General features: G+C 69.5%; 20 protein-coding genes. 3 read left to right on the top strand and 17 right to left on the bottom strand.

Annotated features, from left to right (window positions below; genetic code table 11):
- Positions 1-2 precede the first annotated feature (2 nt).
- From secD to ACW7GZ_RS11870, 8 genes are all read right to left on the bottom strand, one after another.
- Positions 3-1,868, bottom strand: a complete 1,866-nt coding sequence (gene secD / locus ACW7GZ_RS11905) for a protein translocase subunit SecD (protein ID WP_457009396.1) — start codon at positions 1,866-1,868, stop codon at positions 3-5.
- A 106-nt stretch (positions 1,869-1,974) separates the two neighbouring features.
- Positions 1,975-2,313: a preprotein translocase subunit YajC gene (gene yajC / locus ACW7GZ_RS11900; protein WP_343255374.1), complete on the bottom strand. Its 339-nt coding sequence runs from the start codon at positions 2,311-2,313 to the stop codon at positions 1,975-1,977.
- 195 nt (positions 2,314-2,508) lie between these two features.
- A complete protein-coding gene (gene tgt / locus ACW7GZ_RS11895; RefSeq protein WP_457002356.1) occupies positions 2,509-3,633 on the bottom strand; it encodes a tRNA guanosine(34) transglycosylase Tgt in 1,125 nt (374 codons plus the stop codon).
- Positions 3,634-4,083: 450 nt separating this feature from the next.
- Complete coding sequence (locus tag ACW7GZ_RS11890) at positions 4,084-5,091, bottom strand: ABC transporter ATP-binding protein (protein WP_457002355.1); 1,008 nt, start codon at positions 5,089-5,091, stop codon at positions 4,084-4,086.
- Positions 5,088-6,815, bottom strand: coding sequence for an ABC transporter permease (locus ACW7GZ_RS11885; protein WP_457002353.1), 1,728 nt, complete (start codon positions 6,813-6,815; stop codon positions 5,088-5,090). Before ACW7GZ_RS11885 ends, ACW7GZ_RS11890 begins: the two co-directional genes overlap by 4 nt.
- 25 nt (positions 6,816-6,840) lie before the next feature.
- Complete coding sequence (locus ACW7GZ_RS11880) at positions 6,841-7,947, bottom strand: Fe(3+) ABC transporter substrate-binding protein (RefSeq protein WP_457009394.1); 1,107 nt, start codon at positions 7,945-7,947, stop codon at positions 6,841-6,843.
- Between the two features lie 73 nt (positions 7,948-8,020).
- On the bottom strand, positions 8,021-9,052 hold the full coding sequence (gene queA, locus ACW7GZ_RS11875) for a tRNA preQ1(34) S-adenosylmethionine ribosyltransferase-isomerase QueA (RefSeq protein ID WP_457009392.1): 1,032 nt from the start codon (positions 9,050-9,052) through the stop codon (positions 8,021-8,023).
- Between the two features lie 9 nt (positions 9,053-9,061).
- Positions 9,062-9,493 carry an Lrp/AsnC family transcriptional regulator gene (locus tag ACW7GZ_RS11870; protein ID WP_457002347.1) on the bottom strand — a complete coding sequence of 144 codons (432 nt, stop codon included), beginning with the start codon at positions 9,491-9,493 and terminating at the stop codon, positions 9,062-9,064.
- Between the two features lie 134 nt (positions 9,494-9,627).
- On the opposite strand from ACW7GZ_RS11870, the gene ACW7GZ_RS11865 reads away from it, so the two are divergent.
- The gene (locus tag ACW7GZ_RS11865; protein ID WP_457002345.1) at positions 9,628-11,124 is read left to right on the top strand and encodes an aminotransferase class III-fold pyridoxal phosphate-dependent enzyme; all 1,497 of its coding nucleotides are present in this window, start codon (positions 9,628-9,630) and stop codon (positions 11,122-11,124) included.
- Between the two features lie 63 nt (positions 11,125-11,187).
- Here the strand turns inward: ACW7GZ_RS11865 and ACW7GZ_RS11860 are convergent, their stop codons facing one another.
- The 4 genes from ACW7GZ_RS11860 to ACW7GZ_RS11845 are packed head-to-tail and all read right to left on the bottom strand — an operon-like array spanning position 11,188 to position 17,159.
- Entirely contained in the window at positions 11,188-11,928 is a 741-nt protein-coding gene (locus ACW7GZ_RS11860) for an inorganic diphosphatase (protein WP_457009390.1), read from the bottom strand.
- 4 nt (positions 11,929-11,932) lie between these two features.
- A complete protein-coding gene (locus tag ACW7GZ_RS11855) occupies positions 11,933-13,339 on the bottom strand; it encodes a metallophosphoesterase (protein ID WP_457009388.1) in 1,407 nt (468 codons plus the stop codon).
- Positions 13,340-13,392: 53 nt separating this feature from the next.
- Positions 13,393-14,577, bottom strand: a complete 1,185-nt coding sequence (locus ACW7GZ_RS11850; protein WP_457009386.1) for a phytase — start codon at positions 14,575-14,577, stop codon at positions 13,393-13,395.
- A gap of 11 nt (positions 14,578-14,588) precedes the next feature.
- The gene (locus ACW7GZ_RS11845; RefSeq protein WP_457009624.1) at positions 14,589-17,159 is read right to left on the bottom strand and encodes a TonB-dependent receptor; all 2,571 of its coding nucleotides are present in this window, start codon (positions 17,157-17,159) and stop codon (positions 14,589-14,591) included.
- A gap of 104 nt (positions 17,160-17,263) precedes the next feature.
- Between ACW7GZ_RS11845 and upp the strand changes: the two genes are divergently transcribed.
- Together upp and ACW7GZ_RS11835 are read left to right on the top strand one after the other, a co-directional pair.
- A complete protein-coding gene (upp, locus tag ACW7GZ_RS11840; protein WP_457002340.1) occupies positions 17,264-17,893 on the top strand; it encodes a uracil phosphoribosyltransferase in 630 nt (209 codons plus the stop codon).
- A 144-nt stretch (positions 17,894-18,037) separates the two neighbouring features.
- Positions 18,038-18,580, top strand: a complete 543-nt coding sequence (locus ACW7GZ_RS11835; protein ID WP_457009384.1) for a winged helix-turn-helix domain-containing protein — start codon at positions 18,038-18,040, stop codon at positions 18,578-18,580.
- A 3-nt stretch (positions 18,581-18,583) separates the two neighbouring features.
- On the opposite strand, the gene ACW7GZ_RS11830 is transcribed toward ACW7GZ_RS11835, so the two are convergent.
- From ACW7GZ_RS11830 to coaD, 5 genes are all read right to left on the bottom strand, one after another.
- On the bottom strand, positions 18,584-19,480 hold the full coding sequence (locus tag ACW7GZ_RS11830) for an MBL fold metallo-hydrolase (protein ID WP_457009382.1): 897 nt from the start codon (positions 19,478-19,480) through the stop codon (positions 18,584-18,586).
- Positions 19,481-19,557: 77 nt separating this feature from the next.
- On the bottom strand, positions 19,558-21,339 hold the full coding sequence (ggt, locus tag ACW7GZ_RS11825) for a gamma-glutamyltransferase (protein WP_457009380.1): 1,782 nt from the start codon (positions 21,337-21,339) through the stop codon (positions 19,558-19,560).
- Positions 21,336-21,590, bottom strand: a complete 255-nt coding sequence (locus ACW7GZ_RS11820; protein WP_343255359.1) for a YfhL family 4Fe-4S dicluster ferredoxin — start codon at positions 21,588-21,590, stop codon at positions 21,336-21,338. The genes ggt and ACW7GZ_RS11820 overlap by 4 nt, the downstream gene beginning before the upstream one ends.
- Before the next feature lie 74 nt (positions 21,591-21,664).
- Positions 21,665-22,162 (bottom strand): hypothetical protein, encoded by a 498-nt coding sequence (locus ACW7GZ_RS11815; protein ID WP_457002332.1) that lies wholly within the window; start codon positions 22,160-22,162, stop codon positions 21,665-21,667.
- 37 nt (positions 22,163-22,199) lie between these two features.
- Positions 22,200-22,703, bottom strand: coding sequence for a pantetheine-phosphate adenylyltransferase (gene coaD / locus ACW7GZ_RS11810; protein ID WP_457002330.1), 504 nt, complete (start codon positions 22,701-22,703; stop codon positions 22,200-22,202).
- Positions 22,704-22,731 lie beyond the last annotated feature (28 nt).

Here is a 22,731-nt window from a genome sequence, read left to right as displayed (position 1 = left end):
CGTCAGATGGCCAGGGACTTGAGCTTGCGCTTGCCGCCATAGACCAGGGTGGCGACGCCGCGCGAGACGGTCACCGCGGTGAACACCGAGGTCATGATGCCAATCACCATCGTCACCGCGAAGCCCTTGAGCGGGCCGGTGCCGAAGGCGAACAGCGCGACGCCGGCGAGCAGCGCAGTCATGTTGGAGTCGAAGATCGTGCCGGAAGCCTTGTCGTAGCCGTTGGCAATGGCCCCTCGTGGAGGCATTCCCGCCCGAAGCTCCTCGCGTATGCGTTCGTTGATCAGCACGTTGGCGTCCACCGACATGCCGATCGACAGCGCCAGGCCGGCGAACCCGGGCAGCGACATGGTAGCGCCGAAGACGCTCATCACCGCGACCACCATCAGCAGGTTGAGCAGCAGCGCGATGCAGGTGAACAGGCCGAACATCCGGTAGTAGATGCCGAAGAACAGCAGCGTGAACACGAAGGCGTACAGCACTGCCTGGGTGCCACGTTCGACGTTCTCCTTGCCCAGGCTCGGGCCGACGATGCGTTCCTCGATGAAGTCCATGGGCGCCGCCAGCGAGCCGGAGCGCAGCAGGCGCGCCAGGCCGTCGGCCTCGGCCTTCTCCAGGCCCGTGGTCTGGAACTGCTTGCCAAACACACCGTTGATGTTGGCGACCGAGATCACTTCCTCGTTGACGCGGAAGCTGCGCACCTCTTCACCGGCGGCGTTGGTGGTGACCTGCGGGACGCGCTCGATGTAGACCACGGCCATGGGCTTGCCCACGCTGACCGAGGTGAAGTCGAACATGCGCTGGCCGCCGAGGTTGTTGAGCGTCACGCTCACGGCCGGCATCCCGTTCTCGTCCAGCGTGGACTGGGCCATGACCATCTGCTCGCCCGATGCGATCACGCGCTTGGACAGCAGCACCGGCATCGGCTTGCCATCCATTCCGGTCTCGCGGCGGTAATACACGCGGGCTTCGGGCGGAACGTTGCCGCTGGCCACTGCGTCATACGGGTCACCGTCGATCACCGCGCGGTACTCGAGCGTGGCCGTGGCGCCGATCATGCGCTTGGCCTCGGCCGTGTCCTGCACGCCAGGCAGCTGCACGACCACGCGGTCGTTGCCCTGGCGGGTGATCACCGGCTCGCCGACGCCGACTTCGTCGACGCGGTTGCGCAGCGTGGTGATGTTCTGGTCGATGGCGTCGGCCGAGATCTGGTTGAGTTCGGTTTCCGGCACGCGGATGGTGATGCGGCTGCCCACGGCCTGGCGCAGCAGGGTCGGCTGGGCAGTGGCAAGCAGCGTCATCGCCCGGTCGGCATCTGCCGCATCGGCAAGCTGGGCCACGGTCGTGCCGGTGGCGTTGCGCTCCACCGAGTCGTAGCGGATACGGTTGTCGCGCAGGATCGCGCGGACTTCGTCGGCGTAGGCGTCAAGGCGCTTGTCCAGCGCCGCCTTCTGGTCGACCTGGAGCACGAAGTGCACGCCGCCCTGCAGGTCGAGGCCGAGCAGCATCGGCTTTGCGCCGAACCACGACAGCCAGTCGGGCACGGTGTCGGCAAGGTTGAGCGCGACCACGTAGTCGTCGCCCAGTTCCGGGCGCAGCGCGTCCGCGGCGCGCGTCTGGTCGTCGAGATCGAGCAGCCGGACCAGGCGCTCGCCCTCTTCCGGGGTGTCGATCGACTTCACGGTGACGCCGGCGCCAGCCAGCGCCGCCTCGATCTTTCCGTCCAGTTCGACGCCGGCGGCGGCGCCGCGGTTGGACGTGATCTGCACGGACGGGTCCTGCGGGTAGATGTTGGGCAGCGCATACAGCGCGCTCAGCAGCACCACCAACAGGATGACAATGTACTTCCAGCGGGGAAATTCGAGCATGGTCGGTTCTTGCGCGAGGTCGTCCCGCGGGCGGGAGTGACGGATTCGATTGCAGGCGCCGGTCGCGGCACGGCGCAGGCGCCGGCCGCGGTGCTTCCGGCGGGTGTCAGATGGACTTCAGCGAGCCCTTGGGCAGCACGTTGCCGATGGCGGTCTTCTGCACGCGGATTTCGACCTTGTCGGCGATCTCCACGTTGACGAAGCTGTCGCCCACGCGGCGCACCACGCCGGCGATGCCGCCGCCGATCAGCACTTCGTCGCCCACGGCCAGCTTCTCGACCATGGCGCGGTGCTCCTTCTGCCGCTTCATCTGCGGGCGGATCATCAGGAAGTACATGATCGCGAACAGCACGACCATCATGATCGGGAACTGCCAGGGGTTGGGCGCGGCGGGTGCTGCGGCCTGGGCATAGGCGGGGGCGATCAGGAAGTCGAGCAGGTTCATTCAGGGCGGTCCGTTCAGAAATCAGCTGGCAAGTATGCCACGGCAGCGTGGCGGGGCGGCCCCACCCCTCCCTGCAGGAGCAGCTATAGCTGCGACAGGAGTGTGGTCGCAGCTATAGCTGCTCCTGCGGGTGGATAACGGGATTCGAGGGGATCGGGGTTCGGGTTGCGGTTCTGGTTGCGGTCCGGCTGCGGCTCAGGGCGTCCGTGCTGCAAGGAAAGACCGCCGGAAGGCATCGAAGGTTCCCGAGGCGATTGCGTCGCGCATGCCAGCCATCAGCTTCTGGTAGTACCAGAGGTTGTGCAGGGTGCCCAGGATCGGGCCCAGCATCTCGTTGCATCGGTCCAGGTGGCGCAGGTAGGCGCGGGTGTAGCCGCCGCTGCAGGCCGGGCAGCCGCAGCCCTCCTCGATCGGCCTGGTATCGCGCTCGTATCGCGAATTGCGGATGCGCACCGTTCCGGTGGAGGTGAAGTAGTGCCCGTTGCGCGCGTTCCGCGTTGGCATCACGCAGTCGAACATGTCCACGCCGCGGGCGACGCCGTCGACCAGGTCCTCGGGCCGGCCCACGCCCATGAGGTAGCGCGGACGGTCATCGGGCAGCTGCGGGCAGGTGTGCTCGAGCATGGCGTTGCGTTCGGCCTCGGTCTCGCCCACGGCCAGGCCGCCGATGGCGTAGCCGTCGAAGCCGATGTCCTTCAACCCCGCCGCCGAGCGCGTGCGCAGGTCCTGGTGCACCCCGCCCTGGACGATGCCGAACAGCGCCGCATCGTTGCCCTCGTGCGCGCGCTTCGAGCGCTCGGCCCAGCGCAGCGACAGCTCCATCGAGCGCTCGATCACGCGCGGGTCCACCGGCTTGCCGTCGATCTGCACCGGCGGGCACTCGTCGAAGATCATCACGATGTCCGAGCCCAGCACCTTCTGGATGTGCATCGACTCCTCGGGCCCGAGGAACACCTTCGAGCCGTCGGTCGGCGCCGAGAAGGTCACGCCCTGCTCGGTGATCTTGCGGCGATGCGCCAGCGAGAACACCTGGAAGCCGCCGGAGTCGGTGAGGATCGGCCCGTCCCAGCGCGCGAAACCGTGCAGGCCGCCATGCGCTTCGATCACCTCCAGCCCGGGCCGCAGGAACAGGTGGAAGGTGTTGCCGAGGATGATCTCCGCGCCAAGGTCGCGCACCTGCCCCGGCAGCATGCCCTTGACCGTGCCGTAGGTGCCCACCGGCATGAAGGCCGGCGTCTCCACGGTGCCGCGGGGAAACGTCAGTCGCCCGCGGCGCGCGGCGCCGTCGCTGGCAAGCAGGTCGAACTTCATGCGGGACATCGAATACCAGGCTCCAATCGGGCCGCCCATTGTCGCGGAACCCGCCCGCCACTTGTAGGACCGGCCCGCCACTTGTAGGGGCGCCGCCCCCACTTGTAGGGGCGGCTATAGCCGCGACCGGAAAGGCCTTTGCCACGGATTTACGCGGAAACGGCCGGATTTACACGGATAGAGCAGGAAGTGCCGAAAAAGAAGGAAGAGCTTTTTGCCACGGATTTGCGCGGATGAACGCGGATAGAGCAGAAGCGGTGGAAGGGGCGATGCAATCAGTCGACCGGGCTCGCCATGCATACCTCAGCACCTCAAATTCCTGCTTTGGCTTGATCCGCGTTCATCCGCGCAAATCCGTGGCTAAAGAATGCTTTTCCAGCTCTTTTCGCTCTTTTCGCTCTATCCGCGTAAATCCGCGGCGTAATCCGCGTAAATCCGTGGCAAAAGCTCCTGCTCTCCTCAGTCGAAGGCGACCATCCCGTCCTCCGCAAGCCGCAGGCGCACCGGGTCGCCGGCGGCCAGGCCCAGCACGCCGGAGACATCGTCCAGGTCGACCTCGACCATCGTGCCGCCCGACAGGCGCAGGCTGGCCACGTGCCCCGGCCCGCGGAAGGCCAGCGCCACAAGCTCCGCGCGCACGGCGCCCTCGGGATCGGGCTGCAACGCGTGCGGCCGCAGCAGCACCTCGCCGCCGCGCGCCAGGCCGAGCGCCGCCGCCGGCACCAGCGCGCCGCGGCCGATGAAGCCGGCGACGAAGCGGTCCAGCGGCCGCCGGTACAGGGCCTCGGCGCTGTCCCACTGCATGATCCGGCCGCGGTCCATGACCCCGATGTGGTCGGCCATGGCGAAGGCCTCGGCCTGGTCGTGGGTCACCATCAGCACCGTGGCGCCCGACGCCTTGAGCAGCTCGCGCAGCTCGATCGCGAGCTGCTGGCGGGTGTCGGTGTCGAGGTTGGAGAACGGCTCGTCGAGCAGCAGCAGCGCAGGGCCGGGCGCCAGCGCGCGGGCCAGGGCGACGCGCTGCTGCTGGCCACCGGAGAGTTCATGCGGATAGGCGCCGCCGCGGTCCGACAGGCCGACCAGGGCCAGCATCTCCGCCACCCGCGCGCGCCGCTCTTCGCGCGCCTGGCCGCGCAGGCCGAAGGCGACGTTGGCGTCCACGTCCAGGTGCGGAAACAGCGCGTAGTCCTGGAACATCATGCCCACGCTGCGCTTCTCGGGCGGCAGCGAGACGCCCGCCGAGGCGACCCGCACGCCGTCCACGTCGATGCTGCCGCCCTGCACCGGCTCGAAGCCGGCGATCGCGCGCAGCACCGTGGTCTTGCCGCAGCCCGACGCGCCCAGCAGGCAGCCGATGTCGCCGGGAGCCAGCGACATCGACAGCTCGTCGACCACCACCCGCGCGGCGGCGCCCGCCACCGGATAGCCGACGCGGATGCCCGCGATCTGCAGCAGCGCATCGCTCACGACATCTTCTCCCGTCCATAGCGCACGCCGGTGCGCGCCAGCAGCACCACCGGCAGCAGGCCGACGGCGACGATCAGCAGCGCCGCCACCGCGCCTTCCTCATAGGTCCCGCGCGAGGCCTCGGCATACAGCCAGGTCGCCAGGGTCTCGAAATTCAGCGGGCGCAGCAAAAGCGTCGCCGGCAGCTCCTTCATCGCGTCCACGAACACCAGCAGCGCGGCCGCGGCCAGCGCCGGGCGCAGCAGCGGCAGGTGGATCCGGCGCAGCGTCGCGCCCGGCGCGTGGCCGAGGCTGGCCGCGGCCTGGTCCAGGCTGGGCGGGATGCGTGCCAGCCCCGCTTCCACGCCACCGGCGGAAATCGCCAGGAAGCGCGCCATGTAGGCCAGCACCAATGCTGCAGCGGAGCCCATCAGCAACATGCGCGGCTCCATGCCGAAGGCGCCGAGCAGCACGTTGGCGCCGTTGTCGAACCAGGCCAGCGGCAGCAGCAGGCCGATGGCCAGCACGGTCCCCGGCACGGCATAGCCGAGGCTGCCGCTGCGCAGGGCCAGCAGCGCGCCGGTGGTACGCCGCCGCCCCTGCGCCAGGCGCATCGACCAGCCCAGCACCAGGCCGGCGGCCAGGGTGACCACGGTCGCCGCCAGCGCCACGCCCACGGTATTGCGGACGCTCGCCATGAGTTGCGGCGAAATCCCGTGCTGGCCGATGCGTTCGACCGCCTCCCAGGCCAGGTAGCCCGCCGGCAGCACGAAGCCGACCAGCACCGGGAACACACCGAGCGCGATCGCCAGCGCCGCAGCGCCGCCGCGCAGTGGCTGCGGACGCATCGGCCGCGGCCGGTCGCCCACCGCGTAGCGCTGGCGGCGGCGCGCATGGCGCTCCAGCGCCAGCAGCGCGATCACGATCGCCAGCATCGCCAGCGCGATCTGCGCCGCGCCCGGCAGGTCGCTGCGCGTGACCCAGGTGGTGTAGACGGCCACCGTCATGGTCTGCACGCCGAGGAATTCGGAGGCACCGATGTCGTTGAGGACTTCCATCAGCGCAAGCGCGGTGCCGATCGCGATCGCCGGCCGCGCCAGCGGCAGGGCCACGCGCCGGAACACCTGCATGGGCGTGGCGCCGAGCACGCGCGCGGCGTCCATCAGGCCCGCGGCCTGGGTCATGAACATCGCGCGCGTGGTCAGGTAGACGTAGGGATAGAGCACGAAGCCCAGCAGCACGATGCAGCCAGCCAGGCCGCGGATGTCGGGCAGGCGGAAATCGCGCGGGCTGTCGTAGCCGAGGATGTCGCGCACCAGGCCCTGCACCGGACCGAGCGGGTGCAGCAGGTCCAGGTAGGCGAAGGCGACGATATAGGTCGGCACCGCCAGCGGCAGCAGCAGTGCCCAGGCCAGCGTGCGCCGGCCCGGGAACTCGTAGGCCGTGACCAGCCAGGCGGCGCCGGTGCCGATCGCCACCACCAGCGCGCCGACGCCGGCCAGCAGCGCCAGGGTATTGCGCGCGGCGACCGGCAGCACATAGCGGGCGACGTGGCTCCAGAGCCCGTCCTGTCCACCCTGCAGCGCGGTCCAGGCCAGGGCCAGCAGCGGCGCGACCACGACCGCGGCGATCGCGACCGCGGCCCACTGCCACGGCCCTTCGGGCAGCCGCCTGCGCAGGCCGCGACCGGCCGGCCCGCGGGCCGGCGGATGCAGCGCATCCGCGGATGCTCCAGCCGCTGCCATTCCGCTCCGCCCTGGCGTCAGCGCGTCAGTTGTCGAAGCCGACCTTGTCGACCAGCGCGCTCGCCTCGCGGCGGTTTGCGACCACCTCGGTCAGCGGCAGCGGGTCGACGGTGAGCTCGCCGAAGCTTGCGACCACCGGGTCGAGTTCGACCCCGGCCTTCACCGGGTACTCGTAGTTGGCGCGGGCGTACAGGCTCTGCGCCTCGTCGGAGACCAGGTACTCCATCAGCGCCACGGCGTTGTCGCGGTTGGGCGAATGCGCCGCCAGCGCGGCGCCGCTGATGTTGACGTGGGTGCCGCCGCCGTCGACGTTGAAGGTCGGGCGGATGACCTTGATCGCCTCGCCCCACTGGTGCTGCTCGGAGCCCGGCTCGGCGTTCTTCATGCGGCCGACGTAATAGGCATTGGCGATGCCGATGTCGCAGATGCCGGCGAGGATGTCGCGGGCCACGTCGCGGTCGCCGCCGGCGGCCTTGCGCGCAAGGTTGTCCTTGACACCACCGAGCCAGGCTTCGGTGGCCTCGGCGCCGTGGTGGGCGATCATCGCCGCGAACAGGCTGGTGTTGTACGGGTGCTGGCCGGAGCGGATGCAGACCTTGCCCTTCCACTGCGGATCGGACAGGTCCTCGTAATGGAACGATTCAAGCTCCAGGTCCTTGTGCGCGTACAGCACGCGGTCGCGCAGCGACATCGCGAACCACTGGTCGTCGGCGCCGCGCAGATGGGCCGGGATCGCGGCTTCAAGCACGTCGGACTGCAGCGGCTGGGTGTGGCCGGCTTCGACCAGGTCGAGCATGTTGCCGGTATCGACCACCATCAGCACGTCGGCGGTGGAGCGCTCGCCTTCGGCGCCCAGGCGCTCGGACAGGCCGTCCTTGAGCAGCACGGTGTTGACCTTGATGCCGGAGCTGGCGGTGAAGGCATCAAGCAGCGGCTGGATCAGGCCGGGCTCGCGGGTGGTGTAGAGGTTGACCTCGCCGGCGTCCGAGGGCGCGGCGGTGGCGGGCGTGTCGCTCGCCGCCTGTTCGCCAGCCGTCGTCGCAGGCGCCGGATCGGCACCGCAGGCGGCGAGCAGCAGCGCCGTGCAGGCGACGGCAAGGGCGGCGCGGGGCGCGCGGAAGCGGATGTTCACGGGCATCTCCTGGTCATTGGATCGGGCCGGACGGGCCGGCGCAAATGAGAATGATACTCGACACGGCGAATTCTCACCCGTTACGGAACAGCAACATTGCGTCCCCGTAGGAGAAGAACCGGTAGCGCTCGCGCACCGCGTGCGCATAGGCCGCCAGCACGCGCTCGCGCCCGGCAAACGCCGACACCAGCATCAGCAGGGTCGATTCGGGCAGGTGGAAATTGGTGAGCAGGATGTCGGCCGACGTGATGCGATAGCCCGGCACGATGAAGATCGCGGTCTCGCCCACGAAGGGATGCATCTCGCCCTCGACGGTCGCCGACTCCATCGCGCGCACCACCGTGGTGCCGACCGCGACCACCCTGCCCCCGGCCGCGCGCGTGCGCCGCACCTGCTCCACCAGGCCCGCGCCGACGTTGATCCACTCGCTGTGCATGCGGTGCTCGCGCACGTCGTCCACGCGCATCGGCTGGAAGGTGCCGGCGCCGACGTGCAGCGTGACGTGGCCGCTGTCGATTCCGCGTGCGCGCAGTGCATCAAGCAGCGCCTGGTCGAAGTGCAGGCCGGCGGTCGGCGCCGCCACCGCCCCCGACGCGCGCGCGAACACGGTCTGGTAGCGCTCGGCGTCGTCGGCACCCGGCTCGCGCTGGATATAGGGCGGCAGCGGCATCCGCCCCGCCCTGGCCAGCCAGGGCTCCAGCCCGCCCTGGACATGGAAGCGCAGATGGTGGAAGCCGCCGTCGCGGGCCACGACCTCGGCCACCCCGCCGCCGTCGAGTTCGATCAGGTTGCCGGGCTTGGGCGTCTTGCTCGCCCCCACCTGGGCGCGGGCCTCGTTGCCCGGCAGCAGGCGCTCGATCAGGATCTCCACGCGCCCGCCGCTGCCCTGCTTGTTGCCGAACAGCCGCGCCGGAATCACCCGGGTGTCGTTGAACACCAGCAGGTCGCCGGGGCGCAGGAAACCGGGCAGTTCATGCACGTGGCGATCGTCCAGGCCGGCGTCGCCGGGGGGCACCACCAGCATGCGGCTGGCGGAACGCTCGGCCAGGGGCGCCTGCGCAATCAGGGATTGCGGCAGGTCGAAGTTGAAATCGGACTTCTTCACGCGGAGGCCTCAGCGTTGGAACTTGGTCGACAGCAGCAGGGTCGAGGTGGTGCGCTCGACGCCGTCCAGCGCGCCGATGACATCGGTGAGCTCGTCCATGTCGCCGATGGTCTGCACCACCGCCATCGCCACCAGGTCCCAGGCGCCGTTGACCGAATGCAACGCGCGCACCCCGGGCATCAGCCGCAGGGCCTCCACCACGCCGGGTGCCTGCTTGGGGAACACGGTGATCATGATCACCGCGCGGACGCGCTCGCGCTCGTGGTCGTCGCTGATGCGCACCGTATAGCCGGCGATCACGCCCATGCGCTCCAGGCGCTCGATCCGGCTTTGCACCGTGGTCCGCGACAGTTGCAGGCGGCGGGCGATGGCCGCGGTCGGCGCGCGGGCATCCTCGCGCAGCAGCGAGAGCAGGGCTTCGTCGGCGGGACTGAGCTTCATGCCGGGATTCTATCGTCGATTCGACGAAAACAGCAGCATTTGCGCGCAGATCGTACCTACCAAGCGACGAACGCATGTCGATAATAGAAGCATCGCCCGCCAAACCGGCCGGCAGACGCACAGGAGATATCGCCATGACCGACCACGTGACCGCAGCCCTCGCCCCGCTCCGCGCCCGCAAGGGCCAGCGCCGCAGCCCCGGCCTGGACGACGCCACCGTCGCGCGCTTCGCCGCCGGGCATCCGGACCTGGTCGCCGCGATCGACGCCGCCGCGGCCGAATTCGCGCGCATCGAGTCCGAAGCCGCCGACCTCCTCGACCTCGACGAGGACGCGCAGGTCCAGGCCGTGCAGGCCGGCTACGTCAACTTCTATCCGCAGGACGGCGTGAACCCCTACGTTGCGCTCACCGCGCGCGGCCCCTGGATCGTGACCCTGAAGGGCGCGGTGCTGTACGACACCGGCGGCTACGGCATGCTCGGCTTCGGCCACGCGCCGCAGCCGGTGATCGACGCCATGGCCAAGCCGCAGGCGCTGGCCAACGTCATGACCCCCAACCTGTCGCAGCTGCGGCTGGATCGCGCGCTGCGCAAGGAGATCGGGCAGACGCGCGGAGAGTTCCCGTACGCCGCCATCATGTGCCTCAATTCCGGCTCCGAGTCGGTGTCGCTGGCGGCGCGCATCGCCGACACCAACGCCAAGACGATGACCGACGCCGGCGCCCGCCACGCCGGCCGCGCGATCAAGCGCCTGGTGGTCAAGGGCGCCTTCCACGGCCGCACCGAGGCCCCGGCGCTGTACTCCGATTCCACCCGCAAGGCCTACCAGGGCGCGCTGGCCAGCTACCGCAACGAGGACAGCGTGATCGTGGTGGCTCCGTACGATATGGACGCGCTGAAGCAGGCCTTCGCCGACGCCGACGCCAAGGGCTGGTTCATCGAGGCGATGTTCCTGGAGCCGGTGATGGGCGAAGGCGACCCGGGCCGCAGCGTGCCGGTCGATTACTACGCCGCCGCGCGCGAGCTCACGAAGGCGCACGGTTCGCTGCTGCTGGTCGACTCCATCCAGGCCGGCCTGCGCGCCACCGGTGCGCTGTCGATCGTCGACTACCCCGGCTTCGAGGGCCAGGAGGCGCCGGACATGGAGACCTATTCCAAGGCGCTCAACGCGGGCCAGTTCCCGCTCTCGGTGCTTGCGGTGAACGCGCGCGCCGCGGGCATCTACAAGCGCGGCACCTACGGCAACACGATGACCGCCAATCCGCGCGCGGCCGATGTCGGCGTGGCGGTGCTGGGCATGGTGACGCCGGAGGTGCGCGCCAACATCCGCACGCGCGGCACGCAGGCGCTGGAGAAGCTCGAGGCGCTGAAGGCGGAGCTGGGCGGGCTGATCACCAAGGTCCAGGGCACGGGGTTGCTGTTCTCCTGCGAGCTGGCGTCGGGCTTCAAGGGTTACGGTGCGGGCTCCACCGAGGAGTGGCTGCGCGAGAACGGTCTGGGGGTGATCCATGGCGGCGAGAATTCGCTGCGCTTCACTCCGCGCTTCGAGATGGGCGAAGACGAGCTGGACCTCGTGGTGTCGATGGTGAAGCGCGCGCTGCAGGAAGGCCCGCGGGTCAAAGCCACGGCCTGAGGCCGCTCACTCCGGGCCGCCGCGAGTGGCGGCCCGGATGTCGCAGCTTCCAGGGGCGAGGCCTTAGTGGGAGCAGCTATAGCTGCGATCCGGAGCTCGGTCACCGGAATAGCGCCGCCTTGCGTCTTCCAGGATCACGCGCGCCTCCGCGGCATCGCCCCAGCCTTCCAGGCTGACGACGTCGCCGGCCTCTGGCGCGGGCAACTGCTTGTAGACACGGAAGAAGGCTTCGATGCGCTCGCGATCGGAGACCGGAAGGTCGGCGAGGTCGCGGATGTCGGCATAGGCCGGATCGACATCATCGGCCGGCACGCCAACCAGCTTGTGGTCCATTGCGCCGCCGTCGACCATCCGCAGCACCGCCACCGGCCGGAAGCGCAGCAGCACGCCGGGTGGCAGCGGAGCGCGGGTAAGAACGAGGGCGTCGAGCGGATCGCCGTCGCCTGCGAGCGTGGAAGGCAGCGCGCCGTAGTTGGCCGGATAAACGACCGGCATCACGAGGAAGCGGTCGACGAAGACCAGGCCGCCGGAAGCGGTCTCGAACTTGGTGGCGCTGCCAGCCGGAATCTCGACCAGGAGGACGGCTTCGCCACTTCCAGGCGCCGGCTGGGCGACCGAGAGGGGATCGCGGGCCGCGGGCGCTTGCGGGGCGCCCTCGGAATGGCCGGGCAACGGGCCCGACTGCACGCCCAAGGCGAGTGTTGGCATGGCCACGGCGCAAAGCGCAATCGTTGGCACCGCCGCGGCGCAGAGCGCCAGGATCGCCGCGGCTCGCCGCACGAACTGTCCGGCGCGCGCCGTCACGTCGCTACTCCCAGCAGCGATCACGACGTCCCTTGAGGGTCGCCTCGCGCGCGCAATCACGCTGATCGATCCGGCCCTCGCGATGCTCGATCAAGCTGCGTCCGGACTCGCGGTCGCCAAGCAGCGAGAAGGCGTCGTACAGGCGGCCGGTGGCGGTGCGCGCTTCATAGCGCAGGGTGTCGCCATCGATGCGCACCACCTGGAACAGCTGGGTGTCCTCGGCCACCGGATCCATGGTTTCGCGCGCCTCCGGCGACAGCCGGTACTGCTTTGCACCGACCACGCTGACCACGTACTGGGGCGTGCCCTGCCCTTCGACCAGGCCGCCGCGACGGCCGTAGACATGGTCGTGGCCCTGCAGCACCAGGTCGACGCGATGGCGCTCCAGCACCGGCAGGATGTGCTCGCGCAGCAGGACGTTGTCGCGATCCTGGCGCGGCGAGAACATCGGCTGGTGGATGGCGACGATCGACCATGCCTGCGTGCTGTCGCGCAGCACGCCGTCAAGCCAGGCGGCCTGCGCTTCGGCGGTACCCAGGTCCAGCGCCGAAGTGCCATCGAGCACCACGAAGCGTGCGTCGTGCATGTCGAACCAGTAGGTCGTGGCCGCAGCACCCGGCGCGCCGTTGTCCGGCAGGTCGTAGACGTGCGGCCAGTGGTGGCCGAGTACGCGCCGCTCCTGCGGGGTGTCTTCGAACTCTTCGAAATACTCGTGGTTGCCGGTCACCGGCGCGACCAGCATGGTCGATGCCACCGGCGCGACCGCGTCGAACCACTCGCCCCATTCGTTGTCGTCTTCGCCGTCGCCGCCGCTGACCTGGTCGCCGGTGAACAGCGCAAGGCGTGCGTCCGGCGCATGGCGCAGGGCTTCCAGGACCACGCGCGTGGAATGGCTCGCGTTCTTGTTCTGGGTGTCGCCGAAATAGAGGAACTCAAGCGCGCTGACCGGCGCCGCCGCGGTGCGCATCTGCCGCCAGGGGCTCCACCAGCCCTTGGCACCCTGCACGCGGAAGGCGTAGAGCGTATCGGGCTGAAGACCGGTGACTTCGACCTGGTGCTGGTGCGACAGGCGCTGTTCGATGTCGAGCGCGCGCGTGGCGGCGGGCAGACGCCTGGCCTCGCCCATGTCCGGCGTGTCGCCGGCGACAGCGAGCTCGAGCAGGGGCGCGTCCACGCCCGCCGCGGTGCGCCACGACACCTGGAATCCACGCGAAGGATCCGCTGCCGGCGAGGCCACGATCCGGTCGGGGCGGGCCGCGGGCGCGTAGCGGGCGTCGCCCGCCGGCACCAAGGTGTTGGGCTCGAGCGTGCGCGCGCCGTCGGCCACGTCGCGCGCGATCGCAGCGGCGGGCAATGCCAGCGGTAGCGCGACCAGCGCCGACAGCAACAGCGCGCGCAGGCCGTCCGTCATCGCCACTGACGACCTGGCGGAGCTCCGTGATGAAGTCGCGACGCGCGCCGCCATCAGCGCGCGCACGCAGGCAGTGCCAGCGCCGAAGCGATGTCGCTCCAGCTGATCGCCACCGCGCCCTGGTCGTCATGCACCGCGTACAGCACGCCATCGGGGAATTGCGCGGTCGGCACGTCGTGCAGCCAGATGCCGTCGGTATTGGCCACCGTCGGGCCAGCGACGGCGCCGGCGTGCGCCAGCGAATCGCGTTCGAACAGATGGAACGCGGTGCGGCCCTTGCCCTGCTCGGTGGTGATCCACCAGCCGCCGCCATCGGCACAGGTCTTGAGCATGATGCCCTCGGCCTGGGCCTGCAGGAATTCGCCGCCGATGGTGCGGCCGCTGAAGCTGCCGGCCAGGTCGTAGACCTTGAATTCGTTGGCGTAGGTCTCGTCCTCCTCGGCCACCAGCAGGCGGTCGTTGGCGGGGTCACCCCACAGCGATTCGACCACGCGCAGGGCACCGTCGGGCGTGGTGTCGCCGAAGGCCGCGATGTGACTCGCGCGGTAGCCGCCGCCATCAGCCGCGGCTGCGAACGCGAAGCGGTGGACGCGCCGATCGAGCTCGGCCAGCGGCGGCAGGATGTCCTCGCCCTCGGCGTCTTCCCCGGCCATGTAGGCGTCGGTGACGTAGACCTCGTAGCCACCGTCCACCTGGTTCACCCACAGGCCGTAGGGCAGCTGCAGCACGTCGGCGCCGAACTCGGCGACGGTCTCCATGCCGGGCAGGCGCAGCACCTGCACGCGGTGGTTGTCGCGTTCGACCACGAAGGCCAGGTCGTCGGCCACGGCGATGCCGTTGGGGCGGTCGAACTGCCCCGCGCCCGCGCCGCGCTCGCCAACGTGGCGTACCAGCGCACCGGTGGCGCCGTCATACACCACCAGCCGGTGGGTGGACTTGGCGGTGGCGAGCAGCAGCACCTGGCCATCGGGCCCGGTCCAGCTCGCGACCGAATCGATGTTGTCCTCCGGCGTCATCGGCGTGGCGAAGGCTTCGGGCACGGCCGCCGCTTCGGTCACGCCATCGGTGCGCGCGGCCTCGCGGGCGCGGTCGGCGCGGTCCTCCACGTCCTCGGCCGGGGTGCCTGTGCCCGCGGCATCGGCCGGCTCCTGTCCGGCACCGCAGGCAGCGAGCGAAAGCGCCAGGGTGCCGGCGGCCAGTACGCGCCAGCCGGCGCGGCGGTTGGTGACGTCATGCATTGCGTGCATCCTCAGAAGTTGACCTTGACGCCAAGCGTGTAGCTGCGTCCGTAAAGCTCGTTCTGCAGCGTGAAGTCGCTCGAGCCCTGGTAGAGCTCCAGCGGTTCGTCAAGCAGGTTGGACGCCTCGAAGTACAGGCCCCAGTTGTCCGCGACCTTGTAGTCCAGGCTGAAGTCGAGCTGGGTGTTGGGCGCGACCCAGAGATCGTAGCGGGCGTCGTCACCGATTTCGTCCAGGTATTCGCTGCGGTGCACCGCTGCCAGTCGCGTGCTGATGCGCTCGTTCTCCCAGCCGATGTGGGCGCTGTACAGGCGCTCTGACGACAGCGGCAGCGCGTACTTTTCGGTGCCGGCGACGAATTCGGTGTCAAGCCACGTACCGCTCAGGCCGACCAGCAGGCCACTCCAGGCACCCGGCAGGAAGTCGAGCTTCTGCTGCCAGTTGAGTTCGACGCCGAACACCTCGGCATCCTCGCCGTTGATCGGGGTGGTGACGTCGAAGCCCGGGAACGCGGGGTCGCTGTCGGTCCAAGTCTCGACGATGTAGCCGTCGATCGACTTGTGGAAGATGCCCGCGGAGAAGATGCCCGATTCACCGATGTAGCGCTCGAACGACAGGTCGAAGTTCAGCGACTCGTATGGATCGAGCTGCGGATTGCCCAGGCTGACCTCTTCGTCGTCGCGGTTGATGCTTGCGCGCGGCGAGATGTCACCGAAGGTCGGGCGGGCGACGGTCTTGGTGACCGCGCCGCGCAGCACCCAGTCGTTGCCGGTGTCGTAGCGCAGGTGCAGGCCCGGCAGCACGCTGGTGTAGGAACTCGAGGCCGAGGTCGGGCTGGCGGTGAGTTCGCCGTCTTCGTCCAGGTCGACCATCCAGCCAGTGGCGTCGAACTCGGTGCGCTCAACGCGCGCACCGGCGATCACCCGCAGGTTGCCGAAGTCCATCGTGCCCATCAGGTAGGCGGCGAGCACGTCTTCGCTCGCGGTGTAGTCCTCGACCAGCGAGATCATGGTGTTCGCGCCCACGTCGCCGGGGCGCGCGGAGAACGCGCCGCGGTTGTCGCGCAGGAAGCGGCGCATGGCGCCCGAGGACAGGCCGTCGCCCATGTCACCGTGGCGGTAGCCGGGCGAGCCCGTGGTCCAGCCGCCCAGGTCGATATCCGGCCCGATGCGGTATTCGGCCTCGTCGACGTTGACGTCACGATCGCGCCAGCGTCCCAGGAAGCCGCTCTTGAGCGTCACCGCCTCGCCGGTCCAGGTGAAGTCGAACTTCGCGCTCAGCGACTCGTCGTCCACCTGCTTGGGCGCCACCACCAGACGGTCCAGGCCGTAGTTGGCGTTGCGCAGCCATGCATCGCCACCGGCCGGGTCGATGACGTCGAACGACGGCAGCCGGCCCGGGCCTACGCGGACAGACATGTCGTCCTCGCCCAGGTACTCGAAGCGCATCTCGACCTCGTCGTCCACGCGCTCGCGGGCCTTGGTATAGCCGAGCTGGTAGTCGAACTGCGCGTTGCCGCGGCGGTTCATGCCGCCCACGCTGGTGGTGAAGGTGTCTTCTTCCTTGGTGCGGTAGCGCAGGCGGCGGCCGAAGTCGTCGGCGGAAATGCCCTCCACCGTCCAGCTTTCGCCGTCGTAACCGGCAATGTCGCCCTCGCCCACCGGGATGATGTGGTTCTGGCGGGTCTCGGCATCGGTGAAGTCGGTATACAGCGTGCGCAGGTAGTACTGGTTGTCATGGTCCGGGCGCCAGTCCAGGTTGAGGTTCACGCCGGTGCGCTCGCGGTTGATCGTGTACTTGCGCTGCTGGATCTCGACCGGGGTCAGGCGGTCGCCGGTGACGTCCTCGAACTGGTCGTCGTATTCGACCTCGATGTTGTCACTCTCGTAATCGCGGTCCTGCCAGCTCAGGCCGAAGGCCACACCGAAGGTGTCGTTGTAGACGTCGCTGAAATTGAACGCAGCCTTGGGGCTGGTCTCGCCGCTGAGGTTCTGGTGGCTGGCCTCGGCCTTCAGGCGCATGTCGCGACCGTTGCGGTCGAAGGCCGACGCCGACTCGACCAGGATCATGCCGCCCAGCGAATCGCCCGGCATGTCCGGGGTCGGGGCCTTGACCACGGTCAGGCGCTCGGTCGAGTCCGAGGGGATCACGTCCAGCGGCGCGGCGCGGCTGCTGTCCTCTGGCGTACCCATGCCGATGCCGTCCACCATCACCGAGTTCTGCGCCGCATCCAGGCCGCGGATCACCACGTAGCGGCCCTCGCCCTGGTCGCGGGTGACGCTGATGCCGGGCAGGCGCGACAGCGACTCGCCGACGTTCTGGTCCGGGTACTGGCCCATGGAGTCGGCGGACACCGTGTCCTGGATGGCGTCCGACGCACGCTTGAAGTCGATGGCACGCATCTGCGACTCGAACTGGCCGCGGACCTCGATGGCTTCAAAGTTCACTGCATCAAGCGCGGCCGCGGTGGGGCTTTCGGCGGGCGCCGGGGCGGATGGTGCCTCCTGGCCCATGGCTGCGCCGGAGGCGCTCAGGGCCAGGGTGGTGGCGATGGCAAGGTGCAGCGGATGGCGCTTGGTCACGGCGGGAAGACTCAAGGTGTGATCGATGGGTGCACACGGTATTACCGGCTTGTTTCAATCCGGTTACCGCAGTCACATGCCCGCCACGCGCTAGACTCTTCCCCATGAAAATCGTCGAAGTCCGCCACCCGCTGGTCCAGCACAAACTCGGCCTGATGCGCCGTGCCGACAACAGCACCAAGACCTTCCGCGAGCTCACCGGCGAGGTCGCCGCGCTGCTGACCTACGAGGCCACGGCCGACCTCGAATGCGAAGACGCCGAGGTCGAGGGCTGGGCCGGGCCGGTGCGCGTACGCCGCATCAAGGGCCGCAAGGTCACCCTGGTGCCGATCCTGCGCGCGGGCCTTGGCATGCTGCACGGCGTGCTGGAGCTGATCCCGGCCGCCAAGGTCGGCGTGGTCGGCATCAAGCGCGACGAAAGCACGCTGGACGCCGTGCCCTATTACGAGAACCTGGTCGGCGACATGGCCGACCGCACCGCACTGGTGCTCGATCCGATGCTCGCCACCGGCGGCACCCTCATCGCCACCGTCGACATGCTCAAGGCCGCCGGCTGCACGCGCATCAAGGGCCTGTTCCTGGTGGCCGCGCCCGAAGGCCTGCGCGCACTCGAAGCCCGCCATCCGGACGTCGAGGTCTATACCGCCTCCGTCGACGAACGCCTCAACGATCTCGGCTACATCCTCCCCGGCCTCGGCGACGCTGGCGACAAGATCTTCGGCACCCGCGCCTGATTCCAGCCGTCGGCACGTCCGGCACTGCCGGCCGCGGGTGTCCGCACCGCGCTGTTCCCCGCGTTGCCCTGCGGTGTGGCCACTCCATCGCTGACGTCGAACGTTCCGCCGATTGGCGGCGGGCCCGCACCAGGGCCCGCGCAGATGGCTGGGACCTGGCTGTTCGGCCGCTACCGGCTGGAACCCGCGCTCAGGCGCCTGCACGCCGACGGCCGCACGCGCGAGCTCGATGCCCGTGCGCTGGTGGTGCTGGAATGCCTGCTGCGCCACGCGGAGCGCGTGGTGCCGCGCGCGACGCTGACCGCGGAGGCATGGCCGGACGCGGATGCGGTACTCGACAGCGCGGTCTCGAAAGTGATGCGGCGGCTGCGCACCGCGCTGGGTGACAGCTCGGGGCACGTGCTGCAGACGATCTACGGCGAGGGCTATCGCCTGGCACTTCCGGCCGTGCAGCTGGGTCCGGCCCCTCCCCGGCCGCCGGAGCCTGCCTCCCGGCGAACGCCCCCGGCACACGCCAGGGCCGCAGCCAGTCCGGCGGAGCCACCATCCGCGCCGGGGCCGCCCACGGCTACGGGGCGCGCGCGCGACGCATGGCGGGTCTGGCTGCCCTGGCTCATTGCCGCGACCACGACCCTGGTCGCCCTGCGCCTCGCCTGGCTGCTGCTGCGACGGGGCGGCGGCGGCTGAAGCTCAGCCCGCGGCGCCGAGGCTCCTCGCCTGCAGTCGCGCGATCTGATGCGCGCCGACAAAGCGCCCGCGCTCATCGCGTCCAAGCTGAGCCATCGCATGGGTCGGATCATGGGTAAAGAACAGGTGCACGTTGCGCGCCAGCTTGTCTTCCAGGAAGGCCTGCTTTTCGTCGATCAGGGTCTCCGCACAGCGGTCGTAACCCATGGTGATCGGCACGTGCACCCAGGGCATCCCGGGCACCAGGTCGGCGCAGAACACCACGCCGCCGTGGTGGCCGTCATCGCGCAACTCGGGGCCCAGCACCTCGGCCAGCATCATTCCCGGGGTATGGCCGTGGCTCCAGTGGAAGCGCACCGCGTCGCCCAGCGCCGGCGTGCGATCGCCGTCGACCAGCTCCACGCGGCCGCTTGCCTCAAGCAGCGGCAGCAGTCCAGGGATGTAGCTGGCGCGGTCGCGCGGATGCGGATCATGTGCGCGCTGCCACTGCTCGCGGCCGATGACGAAGGTGGCGTTGGGGAACAGCAGCTCCGGCTCCGCGCCTTCCTTCCAGGCCGACAGCAGGCCGCCGGCATGGTCGAAGTGCAGGTGGCTGAGCACCACCACGTCGATGTCCTCATGGCTGAAGCCCGCCTCGCGCAGGGAGTCCAGCAGCACGTGGCCCTCGCCGCCGATGCCGTAGCGCTCGCGCAGCTTCGGCTCGAAGAAGGCGCCGATGCCGGTCTCGAACAGCACCGTGCGGCCGTTGAGCGGCGTCGCGAGCAGCGCGCGCGTGGCCAGCGGGATGCGATTGGCGTCGTCCGGCGTCATCCACTTCGACCACATCGCCCGCGGCGCGTTGCCGAACATGGAACCACCGTCCAGGCGCTGGGTATTGCCTTCGATCGACCAGAGTTTCACGTCAGGACTCCTTGTGCGGCTGCGACCCGGCCAGCCGCGACGCAACCCGGCTCTTTTGTAGGAGCAGCTAGCTGCTCCTACTGCGGGGGTGCTTCGTTGGGCTGGACCTGGGCTTTGCCTACGGGGTTGCGGGGGTCGGTGCCGGCTTCGAGGCGGTTGTTGGCGATGTCCCAGGCCACGGTCTGGAAGTTGCCCCAGACGTCGCTGGAGCGGCGGCCGTCGGTCGCTTCGTCCTCGGGGCGCTGGACCACGTGGCCCATGGCGCGCAGGGCCTGCGCGGTGGCGGCGTCGAAGGTGCCGCCCTCGGCCTGGATCGCGTCGGGCATCCACTGGTGGTGGTAGCGCGGCAGCGCGGCGACGTCGGCCGCCGACAGGCCCGCGTCATAGCCCAGCACCCCCAGCAGCACCATGGTGATGATGCGGCTGCCGCCGGGCGTGCCGAGCACGGCGACCTTGTCGTCGGAGACCATGAAGGTCGGCGTCATCGAGCTCAGCATGCGCTTGCCCGGCTCCGGCGCGTTGGCGTCGTAGCCCATCACGCCGAAGGCGTTGGGCGTGCCCGGCTTGAGCGCGAAGTCGTCCATCTCGTTGTTGAGCAGCACGCCGGTTCCCGGCGCCACCAGGCCCGAGCCGTACAGCAGGTTCACGGTCTGCGTGGCGCCGACCCGGTTGCCCTCGGCGTCGATGATCGAGAAATGCGTGGTTTCGTCATCCTCGAGCGGCGTCGGCGCGCCGGACAGCAGCTCGCTGGGCGTGGCCTTGCCGGGATGGATCGTGGAGCGGAGGCCGGCGGCGTAGTCGGCGCTGGTGAGCAGGCGCTGCGGCACTTCCACGAAGTCCGGGTCGCCGAGGTAGAAAGTGCGGTCGCGGTAGGCGCGGCGCATCGACTCCACCACCAGGTGGGTACGCTCGGATTCCGGCAGCGCGTCCAGGTCATACGGCGCCAGGATCTGCAGCATCTGCGCCAGTGCGATCCCGCCCGACGACGGCGGCGGCGCGGTCACGATGTCCCAGTCGTGGTAGCGGAAGCGGACCGGGTCACGTTCAAGCACGCGATACGCGGCAAGCTCGTCGGCGGTCCAGGCGCCGCCTTCGGCGTTGACGCCCGCCACCAGCTTCGCGCCCACGTCGCCGCGGTAGAAGCCGTCGAAGCCCTTTTCGGCCAGCAGTTCAAGCGTCCGCGCCAGGTCTGGCTGGCGGAAGACGTCGCCCTCCGCGATCGGGCGGCCGGCAGCCAGGTAGACCTCGCGCGTGCCGGGATAACGCTCCATCACCGCGCTGCGCGCCGCATAGCCGCGGGCCATGCGCGCGTATACCGGGAAACCCTCGCGCGCGATGCGGATCGCCGGCGCCAACGTGCGCGAAAGCGGCAGCCTGCCGTAGTTCCGCTGCAGGTGCACGAAGGCGGCCGGTAGGCCGGGGATGCCGGCCGACCAGGCGCCGTTGGTGGCCCGGTCGCGGTCGAAGCCGCCCTCGGCATCGAGATAGCGCTCGGGCGTCGCCGCCGCCGGCGACGTCTCGCGCGCATCAAGGAACACATCGCGGCCGGCCGCGGCATCGTGCAGCAGGAAGAAGCCGCCGCCGCCGATGCCCGAGCTGATCGGCTCGACCACCGAAAGCACCGCGGACACCGCGATCGCGGCGTCGAAGGCGTTGCCGCCGTCGGCCAGCACCGCCATCCCGGCGTCGGTGGCCAGCGCGTGCGCGGACGCGATCGCGGCCCCTGGCGGATGCGCGGCCGGAGCCGTGGATGCGGGAGCGGTCGCGGCCGACGAGTCGCCGCCGGCCAGTGCAACGGCCGGCGCCAGCGCGAACGCAAGCAACAGCGCCGCGTGACGCAGCAATGTGGTGGTGTTCATGCGGCCTGCTCCTTCAGCCGCATCAGTTTCGCAAGCAGCTGGTCGTGGGATTCGGGGATGTCGGGGTCCGGATCGATGCATTCGACCGGGCACACCACCACGCACTGCGCTTCATCGAAATGCCCCACGCACTCGGTGCAGCGCGCGGGGTCGATCACATAGATGGTTTCGCCCTGCGAAATCGCGTCGTTCGGGCAGGCCGGTTCGCAGACGTCGCAGTTGATGCAGAGCTCGTTGATGCGCAGTGCCATCGGGCCATTGTAGACCCTGCACGCGCGGTCCGCCGCCGGGCCTGGACGGCCGGCGGCGGCAGCGCGGCGACGCCTTACCTGGCTTCGACGAACACGAATTCCACGCCCGAGTGAGCCACAGCCGTGGCCACGCGGTCGCGGTCGGCGGCGGCGCCGATGAACACCACGCGCACGCCCTTCATGGTGTCGGGCGAGACGTCCGCGAACGCCTGCACGATGATGTCGGCCATCTTCGACGAGTCCGAGGACGCGTAGGCAAGCATGTTGCCGCGCACGATGCCGCGCGCCACGTCCGAGCTGGCCTTCTCCTGCAACCGGCCGTAGGAACCCGCGTCGGCATCTTCATCACCGGTGCTCGCAGGCAGGTAGTACACATAGGGCTGGTTGGCGATGCCGTCCATGTTCCGGGTCACCACGTCGGACACGTAGTCGCGCCAGGCGCTGTCGTCGGCGGTGGCGGGGGCGGTCAGCGGCGCTGCCACGGTCGCGACCACGGCCTCTTCCTTTTTGCAGGCGGCAAGCAGCGGCAGGGCAAGGCAGGCGGTCAGCACGAGTCGGGTGATGGTCTTCATTTCTGTGTCCCCAGGTATTCGGTGATGGTGGTTGTGATCAGTCTAGCTCGCGTCGCCATTCGGCCTGCAGCGCTTGGGCCACCGCCGCGGGTACGAATCCCGAGATATCGCCGCCAAGGCGGGAGATCTCCCGCACCAGCGAGGAGGAAATGAAGCCGTACTGCTCCGCCGGCGTCAGGAACAGCGTCTCCACCTCGGGTATCAGGTGGCGGTTCATGCTCGCAAGCTGGAATTCGTACTCGAAGTCCGACACCGCGCGCAGGCCGCGCAGCAGCACGCCGCCGCCGACTTCGGCCACGAAATGGGCGAGCAGCGAATTGAAGCCCATGACTTCGACGTTGCGGTGCGAGGCCAGCGCCCCGCGTGCAAGCTCGACCCGCAGGTCGAGCGACAGCGCCGGGCCCTTGGCCGGGCTTTCGGCAACGCCCACGATCAGCCTCTCGAACAGCGGCGCGGCGCGGTCGACCAGGTCCACGTGGCCGTTGGTGATCGGATCGAACGTGCCTGGATAGACCGCGATCCTGTTTCTGGCTGTGCTCATGCCGTGGCTGTGCCGTGGTTGGGATGCT

Source organism: Luteimonas sp. A537, from assembly GCF_054052065.1.
The sequence above is the reverse complement of the archived record's forward strand: the minus strand, read 5'-3'. Positions and strand labels throughout refer to the sequence as shown.